This is a genomic window from Armatimonadota bacterium, from assembly GCA_031459855.1.
GTDB lineage: Bacteria > Sysuimicrobiota > Sysuimicrobiia > Sysuimicrobiales > Humicultoraceae > Fervidifonticultor > Fervidifonticultor primus.
In genome coordinates this window covers 2,224,295-2,238,621 of the sequence record JAVKHP010000001.1, presented here as the reverse complement: position 1 = coordinate 2,238,621, position 14,327 = coordinate 2,224,295, and the positions used below count along the sequence as shown (strand labels likewise).

Sequence of the window (14,327 nt, the reverse complement as noted above, 5' to 3'; positions counted from 1 at the left end):
CTGCAGGTCCCTCTCTCGCCATGACGCCTCCCCTACTCGAGGGGATGCCGGGGGAGGCACACCGCGCGGCGCCGATCTCAAGGATCGAGGCCGGCTAGCCCACCGGTGCTGCACGGCCAGCCTCTCCCTCCGCGGCGCTGATCCAGAATACCTGGCTCCAGGCCCGGCGCACGCCGGCGCGGCACTCCAGCCGCACGAACCCCTCATCGCCCTCGGGCAGGTACGTACCGCCGCCTGATCCCAGGCGACGGCGGAGGCGCCCGGCGGCATCGAGCACGAGCACCTCGTCGGCCTCTGCGTGGGCGACGATCGCGGGGCCCTCGACGCCGAACGTCGCGGTCACCCCGGTGGAGGCGTAGCACGCCCCACCCAACAGCGCCCGGCGCAGGGCGGTTGGGGTCACTGCGTCCACCTTGACCACCACCCAGGCACGGTCGAACTGCGCGTCGACGTGGTAGTCGTCGCCTGCGCTGGCGACCACCATGACGCCGGGGCCATGGGCGCGCACTGCGTGCAACCAGCGCCGGAGGTCTTCCTCCGGGTGGGAGTGTGGGTTCCAGATCTCCACCAGGAACGGCGTCGGCAACCGCGCCAGCACCTGCGCCGTCCAGGCGCCGGTCCAGAAGTTGCCCGTCCACGAGGGATGGTGCAGACTCGGCACCCCGCCACAGGCCAGCGTGTGCCGGATGCGTTCCTCCGGCGGTCCGGCGCCGAGCACGTCCTCCACGAGGAGCCGGCCCAGGTGCGGTCCCAGGGGCCAGATCCCCCACGTGACGGTCTCCTCCACGCCCGGCAGCGCCAGGAACGTGGCGTCGTTGAGGTCGTCGCAGCGCGTGATGCGGTCGTGGTCGGTGAAGACGACGAAGGTGTAGCCTGCATCGCGGTAGCGCCGCGCCAGGTCTGCCGGCGAGCGGCGGCCGTCGGAGTGGTGGGTGTGGCAGTGGAGCTGGGCACGACACCACCGCCCGGGGCCCGCGTAGGGGTCGGCGATCCGGATCACGCGGCCGCCGGGTCCCGCACCCACGCGCGCGGTGCCCCCGGGCGGTCTGCGGGCGGCCGCCTGAGGCTCCGGCGCAGGCGCCCGTCGGCTCCCACCTCGTAGCCGAGCTGTCGCAGCTCGCGCCGCACGCGCTCGATGCGGTCGGCCAGGCCGGGGTGCGTGCGGAACAACACCTCGAACTGGCTGGGGTCGCGGCCCTCGGCGGCCCGGAGCCGGCGCATGAACGCAAGGCCCGCCGACGCGTCGAACCCGGCACGGTGGGTATAGGCGACGGCCAGGCGGTCGGCCTCGAACTCGAACTCGCGCGAGAACCCCCGCTGGACGAAGAAGCGCACGATGGCGGCCACCTGGGCTGCGGTGGGGTCGCCGCCGAACAACAGCTGGGCCACCAGCGCCAGGAAGAAATGGCGCTCCAGCAGCTGGACGTGGTGGCGCGCCGCCACGTGTCCGATCTCGTGGCCCAGCACGAAGGCCAACTCGTCGTCGGACTCCACGAACCGCACCAGGCCCTCGGTGGCGTAGATGAACCCGCCGGGGAGCGAGATGGCGTTCACCTCGCGGACCCGCAGCACCTTGAACGTGTAGGGCAGGCCGGGCCGCGCCGAGCGCGCGGCGATCCGTTCCCCGATGGCGGTGACGCGGGCGCGCAGGCCGGCATCCGGGCTTACGGGATACTGCTGCTCGAGCTCGGCCGCTGCCTGGCGCCCGATCCGGATCTCCTGGGCTTCGCTGATCAGCGCGGCCTGCGCCGGCCGCGCAGGCAAGGCCAGACAGACCAGCAGGACCAGCACCGCCACGACCCCGCAGCGCGGCCCGACGGTCAGGAGCCCTGCACCACGGCGCCTGCGCTGTGAGCTGACACGCCGGCGGCGAACGCCCGTCGTTCCTTTACAGGGCCGGGTGCCCGTGCTACGATGCGCCCGAAACACCATCCGGTCCATGCGGATCACCGTCCGTCTCTTCGCCGCCTACCGCGAGGCCGTCGGCACGCCGGCGCTCGTGCTCGAGATGCCCGACGGCGCTACCGCCGGCGACGTGTGGACGCTGCTGCGGCAGGCCTACCCCGGGCTCGACGGGCTGCCGGCGCCCGCAGCCGTCGCCATCAACGACGTCGTGCGGCCGCCGGAGCACCCGCTGGCCGCCGGCGATCAGGTGGCGCTGCTGGCGCCGGTGAGCGGTGGCGCCGGCGAACCACCGGCCCCGTCTCCATCTACCGACGCCGACGCGGCGCTGGCGGCCGTCGTCCACGTCGACCTCGTTGCCACCCCGATCCGCCTCGACCCGCTCCTGGAGGCGGTGTCGCACCGCGACGCCGGCGCCGTGGTCCTCTTCCTGGGCACGGTCCGCGAGCACTCGCGTGGCCGGCAGGTCCAGCGGCTGGAGTACGAGGCGTACGAGACGCTGGCCCGCGCCGAGATGCAGCGGATCGCCACCGAAGCCGCCAGGCGCTTTGGCGCCCGCGTGGCCATGGTGCACCGCGTCGGCACGCTGGCCGTCGGCGAGATCAGCGTCGCGATCGCAGCGGCGGCGCCCCACCGGCGCGAGGCGTTCGAGGCCGGCCGGTTCGCCATCGACACCCTGAAGCAGACGGTGCCCATCTGGAAGAAAGAGGTGTGGGCCACCGGCGCGCAGTGGATTGGCCAGGAGGACCAGGCACCGGACCCTCCGGCTCCCAGCACGACCTCCCGCGACCCGTCGCCCTAGCGGCGCACGCACACAGGCCCGCACGACACGCCCTCACCGCCTCCCGCGCTGGCGAGATCGGGCAGGCACGTCGTCAGGCGTCCTCCTCCGCCACCGCCAGCACGACCTTGCCGAACTGCTCGCGCCGCTCGAGCATCTCGTGGGCGGCGCGGGCCTCGCGCAGCGGCAGCACCGCGTGCACCACCGGCTCCAGGCGTCCCGCCTCGACGTGGGCCGTGACGTCGAGGAGCTCGCGCTTGGCACCCACCCAGGTGCCGAAGATGCTGAGCTGGCGGCCGTAGATGTACCGGATGTCGGTGGGCGCCTGGGCGCCCGTGGTGGCCCCGCAGGTCACCAGCCGGCCACCGCGGGTCAGGATCCGGAGGCTGGTCTCCCAGCTGGCGGCGCCGACGTGGTCGAACACCACGTCCACACCGCGGCGGTCCGTCAGTTGCCGCACCGCGTCGTAGACGTTCTCGGTGGTGTGGTTGATGACCGCCTCGGCGCCCAGGGCGCGTGCCCGCTCCAGCTTCCAGTCGGCGCCAGCCGTGGCGATGACGCGCGCGTGGTGCAGGCGGGCGATCTGGATCGCCGCGCTCCCCACGCCGCTCCCGGCACCCCAGATCAGCACGGTCTCCCCGCTGCGCAGGCGCGCGTGGGTCACCAGCATGTTCCAGGCGGTGAGGAAGACCAGCGGAACGGCGGCTGCGCGGGCGAAGTCGAGGCGGGCGGGCTTGGGCAGGACGTTGGCCCGCGGGGCCACCACGAACTGGGCGTAGCCGCCGGGGATGTGCTCGCCGAAGATCGAGAACTGGGGACACAGCGTGTCGTCGCCGGCGATGCACCACCGGCACTGCCCGCAGGAGACCCCGGGCGCGAGCACCACCGCATCGCCGACCGCGACGCCCTCGACGCCCTCGCCCACGGCGTCGACCACGCCGGCGATGTCGGCGCCGAGAATGTGGGGGAACTGCAGGCGCAGGCGCGGCAGCCCGCGCCGCACCCAGAGATCGATGTGGTTCAGGGCCACGGCCCGCACCCGCACGCGCACCTCCAGGGGGCCCGGGCGCGGGTCGGGGGCCTCCTCGTAGACCAGGACCTCCGGCCCTCCGTGCTGATGCATGCGCACGGCGTGCATCGGCTCACGGCCCCCAGGCGTCGGCCATGGCGCGGGCGACGGCGGGGCGGACGGCCGCCGGCGCGACGCCCCGGGCTGCCAGCGCCTCCCGACAGACGTGATCGAGGCAGGCGCAGACCGCCTGCGCGATGTTCATCCACCGGCCGCCGGCGGCGCGCAACCCGGCTGCGCGGGCGTGACGCATCGTGGTGGTCTCCTGCGGCGCGTAGATCATGTCGTAGACGACCGCCCCGGGCGGCAGCAGCCGCATGCGCGCCTGCGAGCGCTCGTGGTTCGCCGCGATGTCGGCGGCCGCCTGCGCCAGGAACGCCGCCGGGAACGTCGTGGCGTCGCCTGCCGGCAGCACCGGCGGCGACGCGGGCGCCAGGGCCGAGTAGGGCTCCAGGAGCGTCCACCCGCCGGCCCGGGGCACGATGCCGGCCTGGCCCCGCACCGACGCGTTGATCACCAGCTGCACCCCCGGGAGCACGTGGTCGAGGGCGGCGTCGTCGACGGCCTCGGCCGGGCCGCCGGCCGCGCGCACCGCTGCGGCCAGCGCGTCGGCCCGTGCCATGTCGCGGTTGGTGATCAGCAGCCGCCCGCCGCGCAGGTGCGGGGCGAGCGCAAACGCCGCCGCGCGCGCGGCGCCGCCCGCGCCGATCAGCAACACGGTACGTCCCTCCAGACGGTCGACGAGCGGCGGCCCATCGCCGGGGTGCAGCAGCGCTTCCAGCAGGCCGGCGGCGTCGGTGTTGGCGCCCAGCAACCGGCCGTTGCGGGTGCGCGTGATGGTGTTCACGGCGCCGATGCGAGCAGCCTGGGGATCGAGCGCGTCCAGCAGGGGGATCACCGCTTCCTTGTAGGGCACCGTGACGTTGACGCCCAGGGCGCCGTCGGTGCGCCGCACGAGGTCGAGGACGGCCGCCAGCGCGTGCGCCGGCACGTCCAGCGGCAGGTAGACCGCGTCGATGTCCAGCAGCGCAAACGCCCGCATCCACATGCGCGGGCTGCGCGCGTACGTCGAGGGGTGGTCGCCGATCAGGCCCGCCAGGCCCATGGCCCGGGGCGCGGGGAGCGTGTTGGTGACCAGCGCCTGCAGGGGCGCCAGCCAGGGCGGCGGCCCACCCCTCGTCGCGGTGTGCGGAGCGCCAGAGGCCGTCACTGGGCGGTCGCGAGCATGATCTCGCGGATCTGTGCGGTCAGGCGCAGCGCTTCGGCCATGGGGCGCTGCCACAGGTTGCGGCCGAAGATCAGTCCGGTGGCGCCGGCCTCCATGACCAGCCGCGCGCGGGCCAGCAGGTCGGCGTCGTCGAGGCGCTGGCCGCCCGAGAACAGCACGAACGCGGCCCCCGCAGTGCGCACCACCTTCTCCACCGCGGCCCGCGGATCCAGGCTCAGCTCGGCGTAGGCCTTGGGCAGGCCCTCGCGCCGGGGCTCCAGGACCGGCGGGTTCAGCTTCACCACGTCCGCGCCCAGCTCCACCGCCACCCGCGCCGCGTAGTCCACGGCGTAGAGGCTATCACGGCCGCCCTTGCGCTCGATCGCCTCTCCCCGCGGATAGGCCCACACCACCAGCGGCATCCCGTAGCGGTCGCACGCCTGCCGCACGCGGGTCAGCTGGGCGATGTCCTCGTCCTGGCGCGGCGAGCCCACGTACAGCGTGTAGCCCACCGCGTCGGCGCCCAGCCGCACCGCGTCCTCCACGCTGCCGGTCAGCCCCGACAGCGGCCGGTCCTCCGGCGGGATGTTGGTCTTCCCGTTGAGTTTCAGGATGAGTGGGATGCGGCCGGCGAACGGCGCCAGGGCGCGTGCCGCGATGCCGTAGTGGAAGACGATCGCCGAGTAGCCACCCTCCAGCGCGAGCCGGATCTGGAACTCGGGGCGCTCGCTGGGCGGGTTGGGCAGGAAATCGCCCGGGCCGTGCTCCAGTCCCTGGTCCACCGGCAGCACCAGCATCGTGCCGTGGCCTGGCCCGTGGGCGTACAGCAGCCGGTACAGCCGCGCGCGCTTGCCCTGCGCCAGCGGCAGCTCGTCCAGCACGGGACGCCGGACGCGCTCGATCACCATCTCAGTCGCCTCCTCCTCGTGTCGTCGCCTCCTCCTCCTCCCCGTGTCGTGCTGCCGGTCAGGGGGCGGGCTCCACCACGATGTGGGTGGGCCCTTCGGCCAGCAGGCGACGGTGCGTGTACCAGACGACGAGCCGCTCGGTCGCCAGCCGGCGGTGGGGGTCAGCCGCGCGCACCTGACCGGTGAAGACCGCCACCTGCGCCTGGTGATCGAGCAGGGCCATCTGGCTCTCGACCGCGAGCTGACCCCAGACAGCGCGCACCGGACCGCTGACGCGCGCGCGGCGCACCCGGCGGTCCGCCTCGACCCGCGTGCCTGTGACGCTGCCGTCGCGGGTGACCACCCGGGCGTCGCCGTCTAGCACCATTTCGCCCGCGGCGCGCCGATAGACGAAGCGCTGCCCGGTGGCGGTGACGTCGGGCGGAACGACCAGCGCGACACCGCCGTCCGCCGTCACCTCCTCGCGCGCCGGGACGATGGTGATCCCAGGCGCCCGGAGCCGCAGGTCCTGAGCGTCCAGGATGGCCTCGCCGCGGGCCACGATCCGGGTGATCGTCTGGCGCGTGAAAGCCACCGTGATCTCCCGGGCGGCCAGCGTGCCCTGGGGCGCCACTACCCGCGCCCCGCCGCTCAGCACCGCAAGGCCGGCGCGGCGGGCAAGCCGCGCACGCGCGGCCACCGCGGTAGTGCGGCCGTCGGTGAGGCGCACGCCCCCGGCGGCCTCCCCCTCGCCGGTGGCGGCGTCGAGGGTGACCTCGCCAGCCGTGAGCTGCACGGCGGGCGCCGGCGCGGCGTGCGCGCGCAGCACCTCCGGCTGGGACGCGACCCCGGCGAAGGCCAGCAGGACCGCGACACCGGTCGTCACGCCGCGCACCGGCAGCACCCGCTGACGCCCCCCTGCGCGCTGGCGCTCCCACCACGCACGCCACCGCCTCACGATCGGGACACGCATCTAGTCGCGGTCGATCTGCGCACGCTGCAGGCGGCCGCTGTAGTCGATGTACACGCTCTTCCACTCGGTGAACACGTCGAGCACCTGCAGGCCGCCCTCCCGGTGGCCGTTGCCGGTCGCCCGGGTGCCGCCGAACGGCAGGTGCACCTCGGCACCCGTCGTGCCGTGGTTGACGTAGACGATGCCGGTGCGGATCTCCTCCACCGCGCGCATCGCGGCGAAGACGTCGCGGGTGAAGATCGACGCCGACAGGCCGTAGCGCACGCCGTTGACGATCTCGATGGCCTCGTCCAGGCTGGCGGCGTCGATGACGCCCACCACCGGGCCGAAGATCTCTTCCTGGGCGACCCGCATGCCGGGGGCGACACCATCCAGGATCGTCGGCGCGTAGAAGAACCCCCGTTCCAGGCCGGGCAGGTGGGGCCGCTCGCCCCCCAGCACGACGGTCGCCCCCTCGCGCCGCCCGATCTCCACGTAGGTCTCCACGCGCTCGCGCTGCCGGGCGCTCACCAGGGGCCCCATGTCGGTCTGGGGGTCCAGCCCATCGCCCAGGCGCAGGCGCCGGGCGCGGTCTGCCAGGCGCTCGACGACCTCGCGGTGCGCCCGCGGCGTCACGACGATCCGGCTGCAGGCCGTGCACCGCTGGCCGGTGGTGCCGAACGCGCTCCAGGTCAGGGCGTCGGCCGCCAGCTCGAGATCGGCGTCGTCGAGGACGATCGCCGCGTTCTTGCCGCCCATCTCCAGCGAGACCCGCACGCCGCGCGCCTGGCAGCGGGCCGCCACCTGCAGTCCCACCTCGGTGGAGCCGGTGAAGGAGATCAGGGCGATGCCCGGGTGGTCCACCAGCGCCGCGCCGGTCTCGTCGCCACCGGTGACCAGGTTGAGGACGCCTGGCGGCAGGCCGGCTTCCACCAGCAGCGCGACGAAGGCTGCGGCCGTCAGCGGGGTCTCGGGCGCCGGCTTGAACACCACCGTGTTGCCACAGACCAGCGCCGGGACGATCTTCCACGACGGGATCGCCACCGGGAAGTTCCACGGCGTGATCACGCCCACGACGCCCAGCGGCTGGCGGACGCAGTACGCGGCCTTGCGCGGCATCTCGCTGGGCGTGGTGTAGCCGTGCAGGCGCCGCCCCTCCCCGGCGATGAAGTAGGTCATGTCGATGGCTTCCTGCACGTCGCCGCGCGTCTCGGTCAGGATCTTGCCCATCTCGCGGGTGGCCAGCCGCGCCAGCTCCTCCTTGTGCCGCACCAGCAGCTCCGCCGCGCGGAAGAGGATCTCGGCCCGGCGCGGCGCCGGGGTCGCGCGCCACCGCGGCCAGGCGTCGGCAGCCGCCTGAACCGCGCGGTCCACGTCAGCCGCGGTCGAGTCGGGCGCCACGCCCAGCACCTCGCCTGTGGCGGGATTCACGGAGGTCAGCATGCGCTCGCCGACCGGGTCGACCCATTGGCCGGCGATGTAGTTGCGCCCCTGCGGGACCGACAGCACCTCCAGCATCGCCGTGCACCCCTCCTGCGGCTCGCCGGACCGCGTTACGCGCGGGTGGCCACGGGCAGCCGGTCGGCCAGCCGCCGGGCCGCCTCGCGCAGCGCCTGCGCGGCCGGACTGTCGGGCCGGCTGCGCACCACCGGTGCGCCGATGTCTCCGCCCTCGCGCACTGCCACGTCCAGGGGGATCTCGCCGAGCAGCGGCACGCCCAGCTGCTCGGCCAGACGCAGGCCGCCGCCGCGGCCGAAGACGTCGATGGGCGCGGCCCCCGGCGCCGGGACGAAGCCCGCCATGTTCTCGATGACGCCCACGACGTCCATGTTGACCTTCTCGGCCATCTTCGCGGCCCGCATCGCCACGCTGGCCGCGGCCGGCTGCGGAGTGGTGACGATCAGCATCGAGGCCTGGGGCAGGGTCTGGGCGATCGACAGCGATACGTCGCCCGTACCCGGCGGCAGGTCGATGAACAGGTACTCCAGGTCGTCGCCCCAGTGCACTTCCTGGATGAAGGTGACCAGCGCCTTGTGCAGCATCGGCCCGCGCCAGATCACCGCTTCGTCCTCGCCGGGCAGCAGGAAGCCGATGGACATGACGCGGATGCCGTCCCGTTCCAGCGGGATCAGCATCTGGTCGATGGCGGTGGGTCTGCCCGCGACCCCCAGCATGCGCGGGATGGAGAAGCCGTAGACGTCGGCGTCGATGATGCCCACGATGCGGCCGGCGTCGGCCAGCGCCACGGCCAGGTTCACGGTGATCGTCGACTTGCCGACGCCGCCCTTGCCGCTGGCCACGGCCACGACGCGGGTAGGCGCCTCCGGCGTCAGGAACGACGACCGGCGCTGCCCGGCGCCTTCCCCCCCGCGCAGCCGGGCGATCAGCGCCTGCCGCTGCTCCTGCGTCATGACTCCCAGGTGCACCTCGACGTCCCGCACCCCCGGCAGGCCGCGCAGGCGATCGCGGATGGCGTCGACGATCGTCTCCCGGAGCGGACAGCCGCTGATGGTCAGCAGGGCGTCGACCCGCACCACGCCGTCGCGGACGGCCACCTCCCGCACCATGTCGAGTTCGACGATGCTCTTGTGCAGCTCAGGGTCCTGCACGTCGCGCAGGGCCTCGAGCACCTGCTCCCGGGTGGGACCGGACTGGCGACCGAACATGCGCTGCCTCCTGGCGCGGGCCGGTGACGAACCATCGCACCACGCTGTCGGTTTCAGTCTAGCATCGGGGCGCTGCGCCGGCTACACGGGCGTCAGACGGCCCGGCGGCAGCTGGTGCCCTGCGGTCCGACCCGGCGCGCGCACAGGACCCGGCCCGCCGTGGGCGAATAGCGTCCCGCACAAGGGGGGGTGCGACGATGCGCAGGCACACGAGGAGGGTGGCGCTGGGAGTGTGGGTGGCCGGTGTGCTGGTCACCGCGCTGGTCGCGGCGAGCGCCGTGTCGGCGGCGGATGCCGCCCGCAGGGCGCGGGGCCGGGCCGTGCTGGGCGACTTGCTGGCGGCCCTGAGCGACGGCCGCGTCGACGTCGTGGAGTTGGGCGGGACGTTGAAGGAGAGTACGCCGGTCATCCAGCTGCCGCCGCCGTTTGCCAACACGCCGGGGTTCAAGAAGCACGTGATCTCGGCCTTCGACGAGAAGGGACCGGCCTGGACCTGGTACTGGTACGAGGTCGGCGAGCACGTCGGCACGCACTTCGACGCGCCATGTCACTGGGTCACCGGCAAGGACAAGCCCTGCCTCCACCGGCTCGACCCGCGCACCCTGGTCGGTCCCATCGCCGTAGTCGACATCACGCGGGAAGCTATGGCCAACCCCGACTTCGTCGTCACCAGGGAGACGCTGCTGGGCTGGGAGCGCCGCTGGGGACGCATCCCCAAGGGCGCCTGGGTCCTGCTGCGCAGTGGCTGGTCCAAGAAGTACGCGGACCCCAAAGCCTACTTCAACGTGGGACCGGACGGACCGCACACGCCGGGGATGGGAGCCTCCGGCGCGCGCTTCCTGGTCACGGAACGGGACATCGTGGGCGTCGGCGTGGAGACCATCGGCACCGATGCCGGCCAGGCGTTCAAGGAGAACCCGCCGTTTCCCAACCACGCCATCATGCACGGAGCCGGCAAGTACGGCCTGACGTCGCTGTTCAACCTCGACCGGCTGCCGGCCACGGGCGCCGTGCTCGTGGTCTTGCCGATGAAAGTCGAGGGCGGCACCGGCAGCCCGGTACGTCCGCTCGCCCTGGTGCCGCGGCGTTAGGCGCTGGCTCCTTCAGATCGCCGGTGGGGCGGCCGGGAGGCCGGCGATCGGCCTCCCGGCCCCCGTCGTCTCCTCGATGAACTCTACCAGCACCCGGTTGAACCGTTCTGCCTCCTCCAGCTGCGGGTTGTGCCCGCTCTCGTGGAAGGGTACCAGGCGCGCGCCGGGGATGCGGAGGGCCAGCGCCAGTGCGCCGCCGTAGCGTTGCTTGCGGTCGTGCACGCCATGGAGCACCAGCGTGGGCCCCCCCACTGCCGGCAACATCGCGTCGAGGTTCACGGTCTCCAGGTCGCGCGCCAGCAACTTCATGGCGTAGGAGCATGACAGCCAGCAGCGCATGGCGCGTCGCCTCCCCCGGATCCCGGCATGACGATCAGACTTTGACCGGCACGAACTCCGCGGTGTAGTGATCCGACAGCGGCCAGCGCACCGTCAGCACGCCCAGCTCCAGCAGCGTATCCTGCATGAACTTCAGCGCCTCGAGGTCGAAGCGGCCGTCGATCGACCAGAGCGGGCGCGTGTTCTCGTAGGCGCGCCGGGTGGCCGGCTCCGGCCACCCGATGCCCTTGGCCGCAATCCGGATCGTCTCGTCGGCGTTGTCGCGGCAGAACCGCTGGGCCCTGAAGTACCCCTGCAGGAGCTTGCGCAGGTCGTCCTTCCGCTTGCGGATCACGTCGCTGGTGGTGTAGGCGAGCTCGCTGATCCACTTCGGCGTGACCTCGTCAAGGCGCAGGAGGATCTTCCCCACCCCCAGGTGCTCGGCCAGGGCCCCGGCGTCGCCGAAGATGAACGCCTGGATCTCCCCGCGCCGCAGGGCCGCCATCTGCGCATCCAAGCCCCCGAGGCCCACGATGCGCACGTCGCGCACCGGATCCCACCCCTGCTGCCTGGCCAGCATCCGGGCGAACACCCACGTGGTCGCCCCCACCGCCGTCACGCCGATGGCCTTCCCCTTGAGGTCCGCCACGCGGGCGATCCCCGGCGCGGCGATCAGGGTGAAGTGGTTCTTCTCGGTGATCACGGCCACGGCCCGGATCGGCGCCCCCTGCGCCCGGAACACCAACGCATCGGTGGCGCCCGTGAGCCCGAGGTCGACGGTACCCGCCAGCACGCCGCGCAGGAGCGGCGGACCGCCGGTGAAGGTGATCACCTCGGGCGCGATGCCGGCCTCACGGAAGAACCCCTTCTCCACCCCCACGAGGACAGGGGCCATGATCGCGAGATCGCCCAACACCACCGGGCCGAGCTTGAAGGGGACGGCCTGCTGGCCCCAGGCGACGCCGATGCGCAGCCACGGTGCCGTCGCGGCCGCCAGCGCGGTCCCCACCCGCCCGAGGAACCCTCGTCGTGTCCACATGATCATCGCTCCACCCCCTCAATGCGATTGGCGTCACCGCCATGCCCCCAGACGCCGGTTCCAGTGTTCGAGCCATAGCACCGCTGCCACGGAGAACACGGAGATGATGGCCGTGGCGGCAAACAGCTGCGGCGCGTTGAACGCCAGGGCCAGCTGCTGCATGAGAAAGCCCATGCCGCGGATCCCCGCGAACATCTCCGTTAACAGCACGCCCACGAAGGCGAAGACGGCGCCCACGCGCAGGCTGGCCAGGATCGCCGGGAGCGCCGCCGGGACGATCACCTTGCCGTAGAGTTGCCACCGCGTGGCGCCCATGGACCGGGCCACCGTGAGCAGAATCCCCTCCACGTCGCGGACGGCGCCCACCACCTGCACCATGATCGGGAAGAACGCGAAGAGCGCGCCGCCGATCACGGCCGCCTGCGGGCGGACGCCCAGGATGAGGACGATCCACGGCACGAGCAGGATCTTGGGGAGGCTGTAGAGCGCCATGGCGTAGGGCATGACGACCTCGCGCGGGGTGCGCGTCGACCCCACCACCAGGCCCAGGCCCACACCGCACACCACGGCCAGCAGGTAGCCACCCAGGGTCTTCAGCAGGGTCTCGCCCAGCCGGGGCAGCGCCAGCGCGGCGACGGGTCCCAGCGCCCCCGCCACCGCGCTCGGCGGTGGAACGAACAGCGGGTCCAGGACGCCGCGGCGGCTCGCCGCTTCCCAGACGAGACCGATGGCGGCCAGCGTGGCGCCCTGCAGCACGCGCACCGTCACCCGCTCCATTGCTTCGCCCGGGCTTCGAGACGCCCCGCCGCCACGTCGACGACCACGACCACCGCCGCCATGAGGACTGCGAGGGCCACGTACTCTGGCGTCCGCAGCAGGTTGTAGACGTGGTTGATCAGAAAGCCGATGCCGGCGCGGGATCCCAGCAGTTCTCCCGCCAGCACCCCAACGGTGCACAACGCCAGCCCCGACCGGAGGCCGCTGGCCAGCGTGCCCGCCATGGCCGGCAGCATCACCTTCCAGTAGATCGCCCACGGGCTGGCGCCCATCGCCCGGGCCACCGTCACCAGGTGGCGGTCGGTCTGCTGCATGCCGGCCAGCACCGCCAGCACCACGGGGAAGAACCCCAGCAGGAAGCCGAACGCCACCTTGGAAGCGGGCCCCAGCCCGAACAGCAACATCAGCGACGGATACCAGACCACGCTGGGCACCGCATACAGCCCCGCGAGGATGGGCTCGTACGCCCGCGCCAGGAGCGGCCAGAAGCCCATCAGGAACCCCAGCGTCAGGCCTACGGCCACTGCCAACGCGTAGGCGGCGGCGATGGTGCGCAGGGTGATGCCCAGGTGCTCGAGCAACGGTGGCAGGTCGGGCTGCGAGAGCAGCCGTACCACGGCACCGGGCAGGGCGGACGGCGTCACGTACAGCACAGGGTTCAGGGGCCGGGCGATCAGTTCCCAGGTCCCCAGGGCCGCTGCCAGGAACGCCGCCCGCCACAGCAGCAGCCTCATCCCTGCCCCTCGGCCATGGCCCGCATCGACTCCTCCCGGATCTGCTGCCACAGCCGGGCGCGGAGCGCCACGGCATCGGGCGCGCTCAGGTCGCGGGGAAACGGCAGGGCGACCGGCACCACGTCCTTGATGCGGCCCGGGCGGGCCGTCATGACCACGATGCGGTCCGACAGCGTGATCGCCTCCTGGATGCTGTGGGTGACGAAGACGATGGTCTTCCGCGCCCGGGCGCGGATCTCGCCGAGCCACTCTCCCATCAACAGGCGCGTCTGCTCGTCCAGAGCCCCGAACGGCTCGTCCATGAGCAGGATCGGGCTCCCCAGCGCCAGCGCGCGCGCGATAGCCACCCGCTGCCGCATGCCCCCGGACAGCTCGCGGGGGTACTTGTGCTCGAACCCCTTGAGCCCCACCGCCTCCAGCAGGCGGCGCGCCTCCTCCTCCCGCGCGCGGCGTGGCACCCCCCGCACCTCGGGGCCAAAGCAGACGTTGTGAAGTGCCGTGCGCCAGGGAAAGAGCCCCGGGTCCTGGAACACCATGGCCACCGCCCGGGGGTCGGGTCCGTTGGTGGCGACCCCGTCGATGAGGATCGTGCCGGCATCGGGCCGGACCAGCCCGCCCAGCATGCCCAGCACGGTGGACTTCCCGCATCCGCTCGGCCCCAGGATCGTCAGGAACTCCTGCTCGTAGACCTCGAACGACACCGCCTCGACCGCGCGCACCGGGCCCGAGGGCGTGCGGTAGGTCTTGGCCACGTCGCGGACGACGATGTGTGGGCGCCGCATGCTTGGGGCTCTCGATTCCGCGTGGCACCGGGGGACTCCTCCGGCGCCTGCGCCGGCGCGCGGCGCCCCGTCCCCGTCGGCGCACGCGAGGGTATGGAAGGAAAGCTGCGAGCCGTGACGTA

15 protein-coding genes are annotated in these 14,327 nt (G+C 73.0%); 2 read left to right on the top strand and 13 right to left on the bottom strand.

Annotated elements, in window-relative coordinates:
• Positions 1–94: 94 nt before the first annotated feature.
• Together QN157_10250 and QN157_10245 are read right to left on the bottom strand one after the other, a co-directional pair.
• Positions 95–1,000, bottom strand: coding sequence for a CehA/McbA family metallohydrolase (locus tag QN157_10250; protein ID MDR7555977.1), 906 nt, complete (start codon positions 998–1,000; stop codon positions 95–97).
• Entirely contained in the window at positions 997–1,797 is an 801-nt protein-coding gene (locus QN157_10245) for a M48 family metalloprotease (protein MDR7555976.1), read from the bottom strand. The genes QN157_10250 and QN157_10245 overlap by 4 nt, the downstream gene beginning before the upstream one ends.
• A 142-nt stretch (positions 1,798–1,939) precedes the next feature.
• Here QN157_10245 and QN157_10240 point away from each other — a divergent pair, with 142 nt between their 5' ends.
• A complete protein-coding gene (locus QN157_10240) occupies positions 1,940–2,704 on the top strand; it encodes a molybdenum cofactor biosynthesis protein MoaE (GenBank protein ID MDR7555975.1) in 765 nt (254 codons plus the stop codon).
• Between the two features lie 73 nt (positions 2,705–2,777).
• Here the strand turns inward: QN157_10240 and QN157_10235 are convergent, their stop codons facing one another.
• The 6 genes from QN157_10235 to QN157_10210 are packed head-to-tail and all read right to left on the bottom strand — an operon-like array spanning position 2,778 to position 9,464.
• Positions 2,778–3,821: a zinc-binding dehydrogenase gene (locus QN157_10235; GenBank protein ID MDR7555974.1), complete on the bottom strand. Its 1,044-nt coding sequence runs from the start codon at positions 3,819–3,821 to the stop codon at positions 2,778–2,780.
• A gap of 4 nt (positions 3,822–3,825) precedes the next feature.
• A complete protein-coding gene (locus QN157_10230) occupies positions 3,826–4,962 on the bottom strand; it encodes a hypothetical protein (GenBank protein ID MDR7555973.1) in 1,137 nt (378 codons plus the stop codon).
• Positions 4,959–5,867 (bottom strand): fructose-bisphosphate aldolase, encoded by a 909-nt coding sequence (locus tag QN157_10225; GenBank protein ID MDR7555972.1) that lies wholly within the window; start codon positions 5,865–5,867, stop codon positions 4,959–4,961. The genes QN157_10230 and QN157_10225 overlap by 4 nt, the downstream gene beginning before the upstream one ends.
• Before the next feature lie 58 nt (positions 5,868–5,925).
• Positions 5,926–6,804, bottom strand: coding sequence for a hypothetical protein (locus QN157_10220; GenBank protein ID MDR7555971.1), 879 nt, complete (start codon positions 6,802–6,804; stop codon positions 5,926–5,928).
• Positions 6,805–6,819: 15 nt separating this feature from the next.
• Positions 6,820–8,316 carry an aldehyde dehydrogenase family protein gene (locus tag QN157_10215; GenBank protein ID MDR7555970.1) on the bottom strand — a complete coding sequence of 499 codons (1,497 nt, stop codon included), beginning with the start codon at positions 8,314–8,316 and terminating at the stop codon, positions 6,820–6,822.
• 35 nt (positions 8,317–8,351) lie between these two features.
• On the bottom strand, positions 8,352–9,464 hold the full coding sequence (locus tag QN157_10210) for an Mrp/NBP35 family ATP-binding protein (GenBank protein MDR7555969.1): 1,113 nt from the start codon (positions 9,462–9,464) through the stop codon (positions 8,352–8,354).
• A 197-nt stretch (positions 9,465–9,661) separates the two neighbouring features.
• Here QN157_10210 and QN157_10205 point away from each other — a divergent pair, with 197 nt between their 5' ends.
• Positions 9,662–10,555: a cyclase family protein gene (locus tag QN157_10205; protein MDR7555968.1), complete on the top strand. Its 894-nt coding sequence runs from the start codon at positions 9,662–9,664 to the stop codon at positions 10,553–10,555.
• Positions 10,556–10,567: 12 nt separating this feature from the next.
• Here QN157_10205 and QN157_10200 read toward each other — a convergent pair whose 3' ends face one another.
• From QN157_10200 to QN157_10180, 5 genes are read right to left on the bottom strand one after another with little or no spacing between them, the layout of a single operon-like run.
• Positions 10,568–10,894, bottom strand: a complete 327-nt coding sequence (locus QN157_10200) for an alpha/beta hydrolase (protein MDR7555967.1) — start codon at positions 10,892–10,894, stop codon at positions 10,568–10,570.
• 34 nt (positions 10,895–10,928) lie between these two features.
• Positions 10,929–11,912: an ABC transporter substrate-binding protein gene (locus tag QN157_10195; protein MDR7555966.1), complete on the bottom strand. Its 984-nt coding sequence runs from the start codon at positions 11,910–11,912 to the stop codon at positions 10,929–10,931.
• A gap of 33 nt (positions 11,913–11,945) precedes the next feature.
• Positions 11,946–12,674 (bottom strand): ABC transporter permease subunit, encoded by a 729-nt coding sequence (locus QN157_10190; protein MDR7555965.1) that lies wholly within the window; start codon positions 12,672–12,674, stop codon positions 11,946–11,948.
• Positions 12,675–12,676: 2 nt separating this feature from the next.
• Positions 12,677–13,423, bottom strand: coding sequence for an ABC transporter permease subunit (locus QN157_10185; GenBank protein ID MDR7555964.1), 747 nt, complete (start codon positions 13,421–13,423; stop codon positions 12,677–12,679).
• Positions 13,420–14,205, bottom strand: coding sequence for an ABC transporter ATP-binding protein (locus tag QN157_10180; protein ID MDR7555963.1), 786 nt, complete (start codon positions 14,203–14,205; stop codon positions 13,420–13,422). The genes QN157_10185 and QN157_10180 overlap by 4 nt, the downstream gene beginning before the upstream one ends.
• Positions 14,206–14,327: the final 122 nt, after the last annotated feature.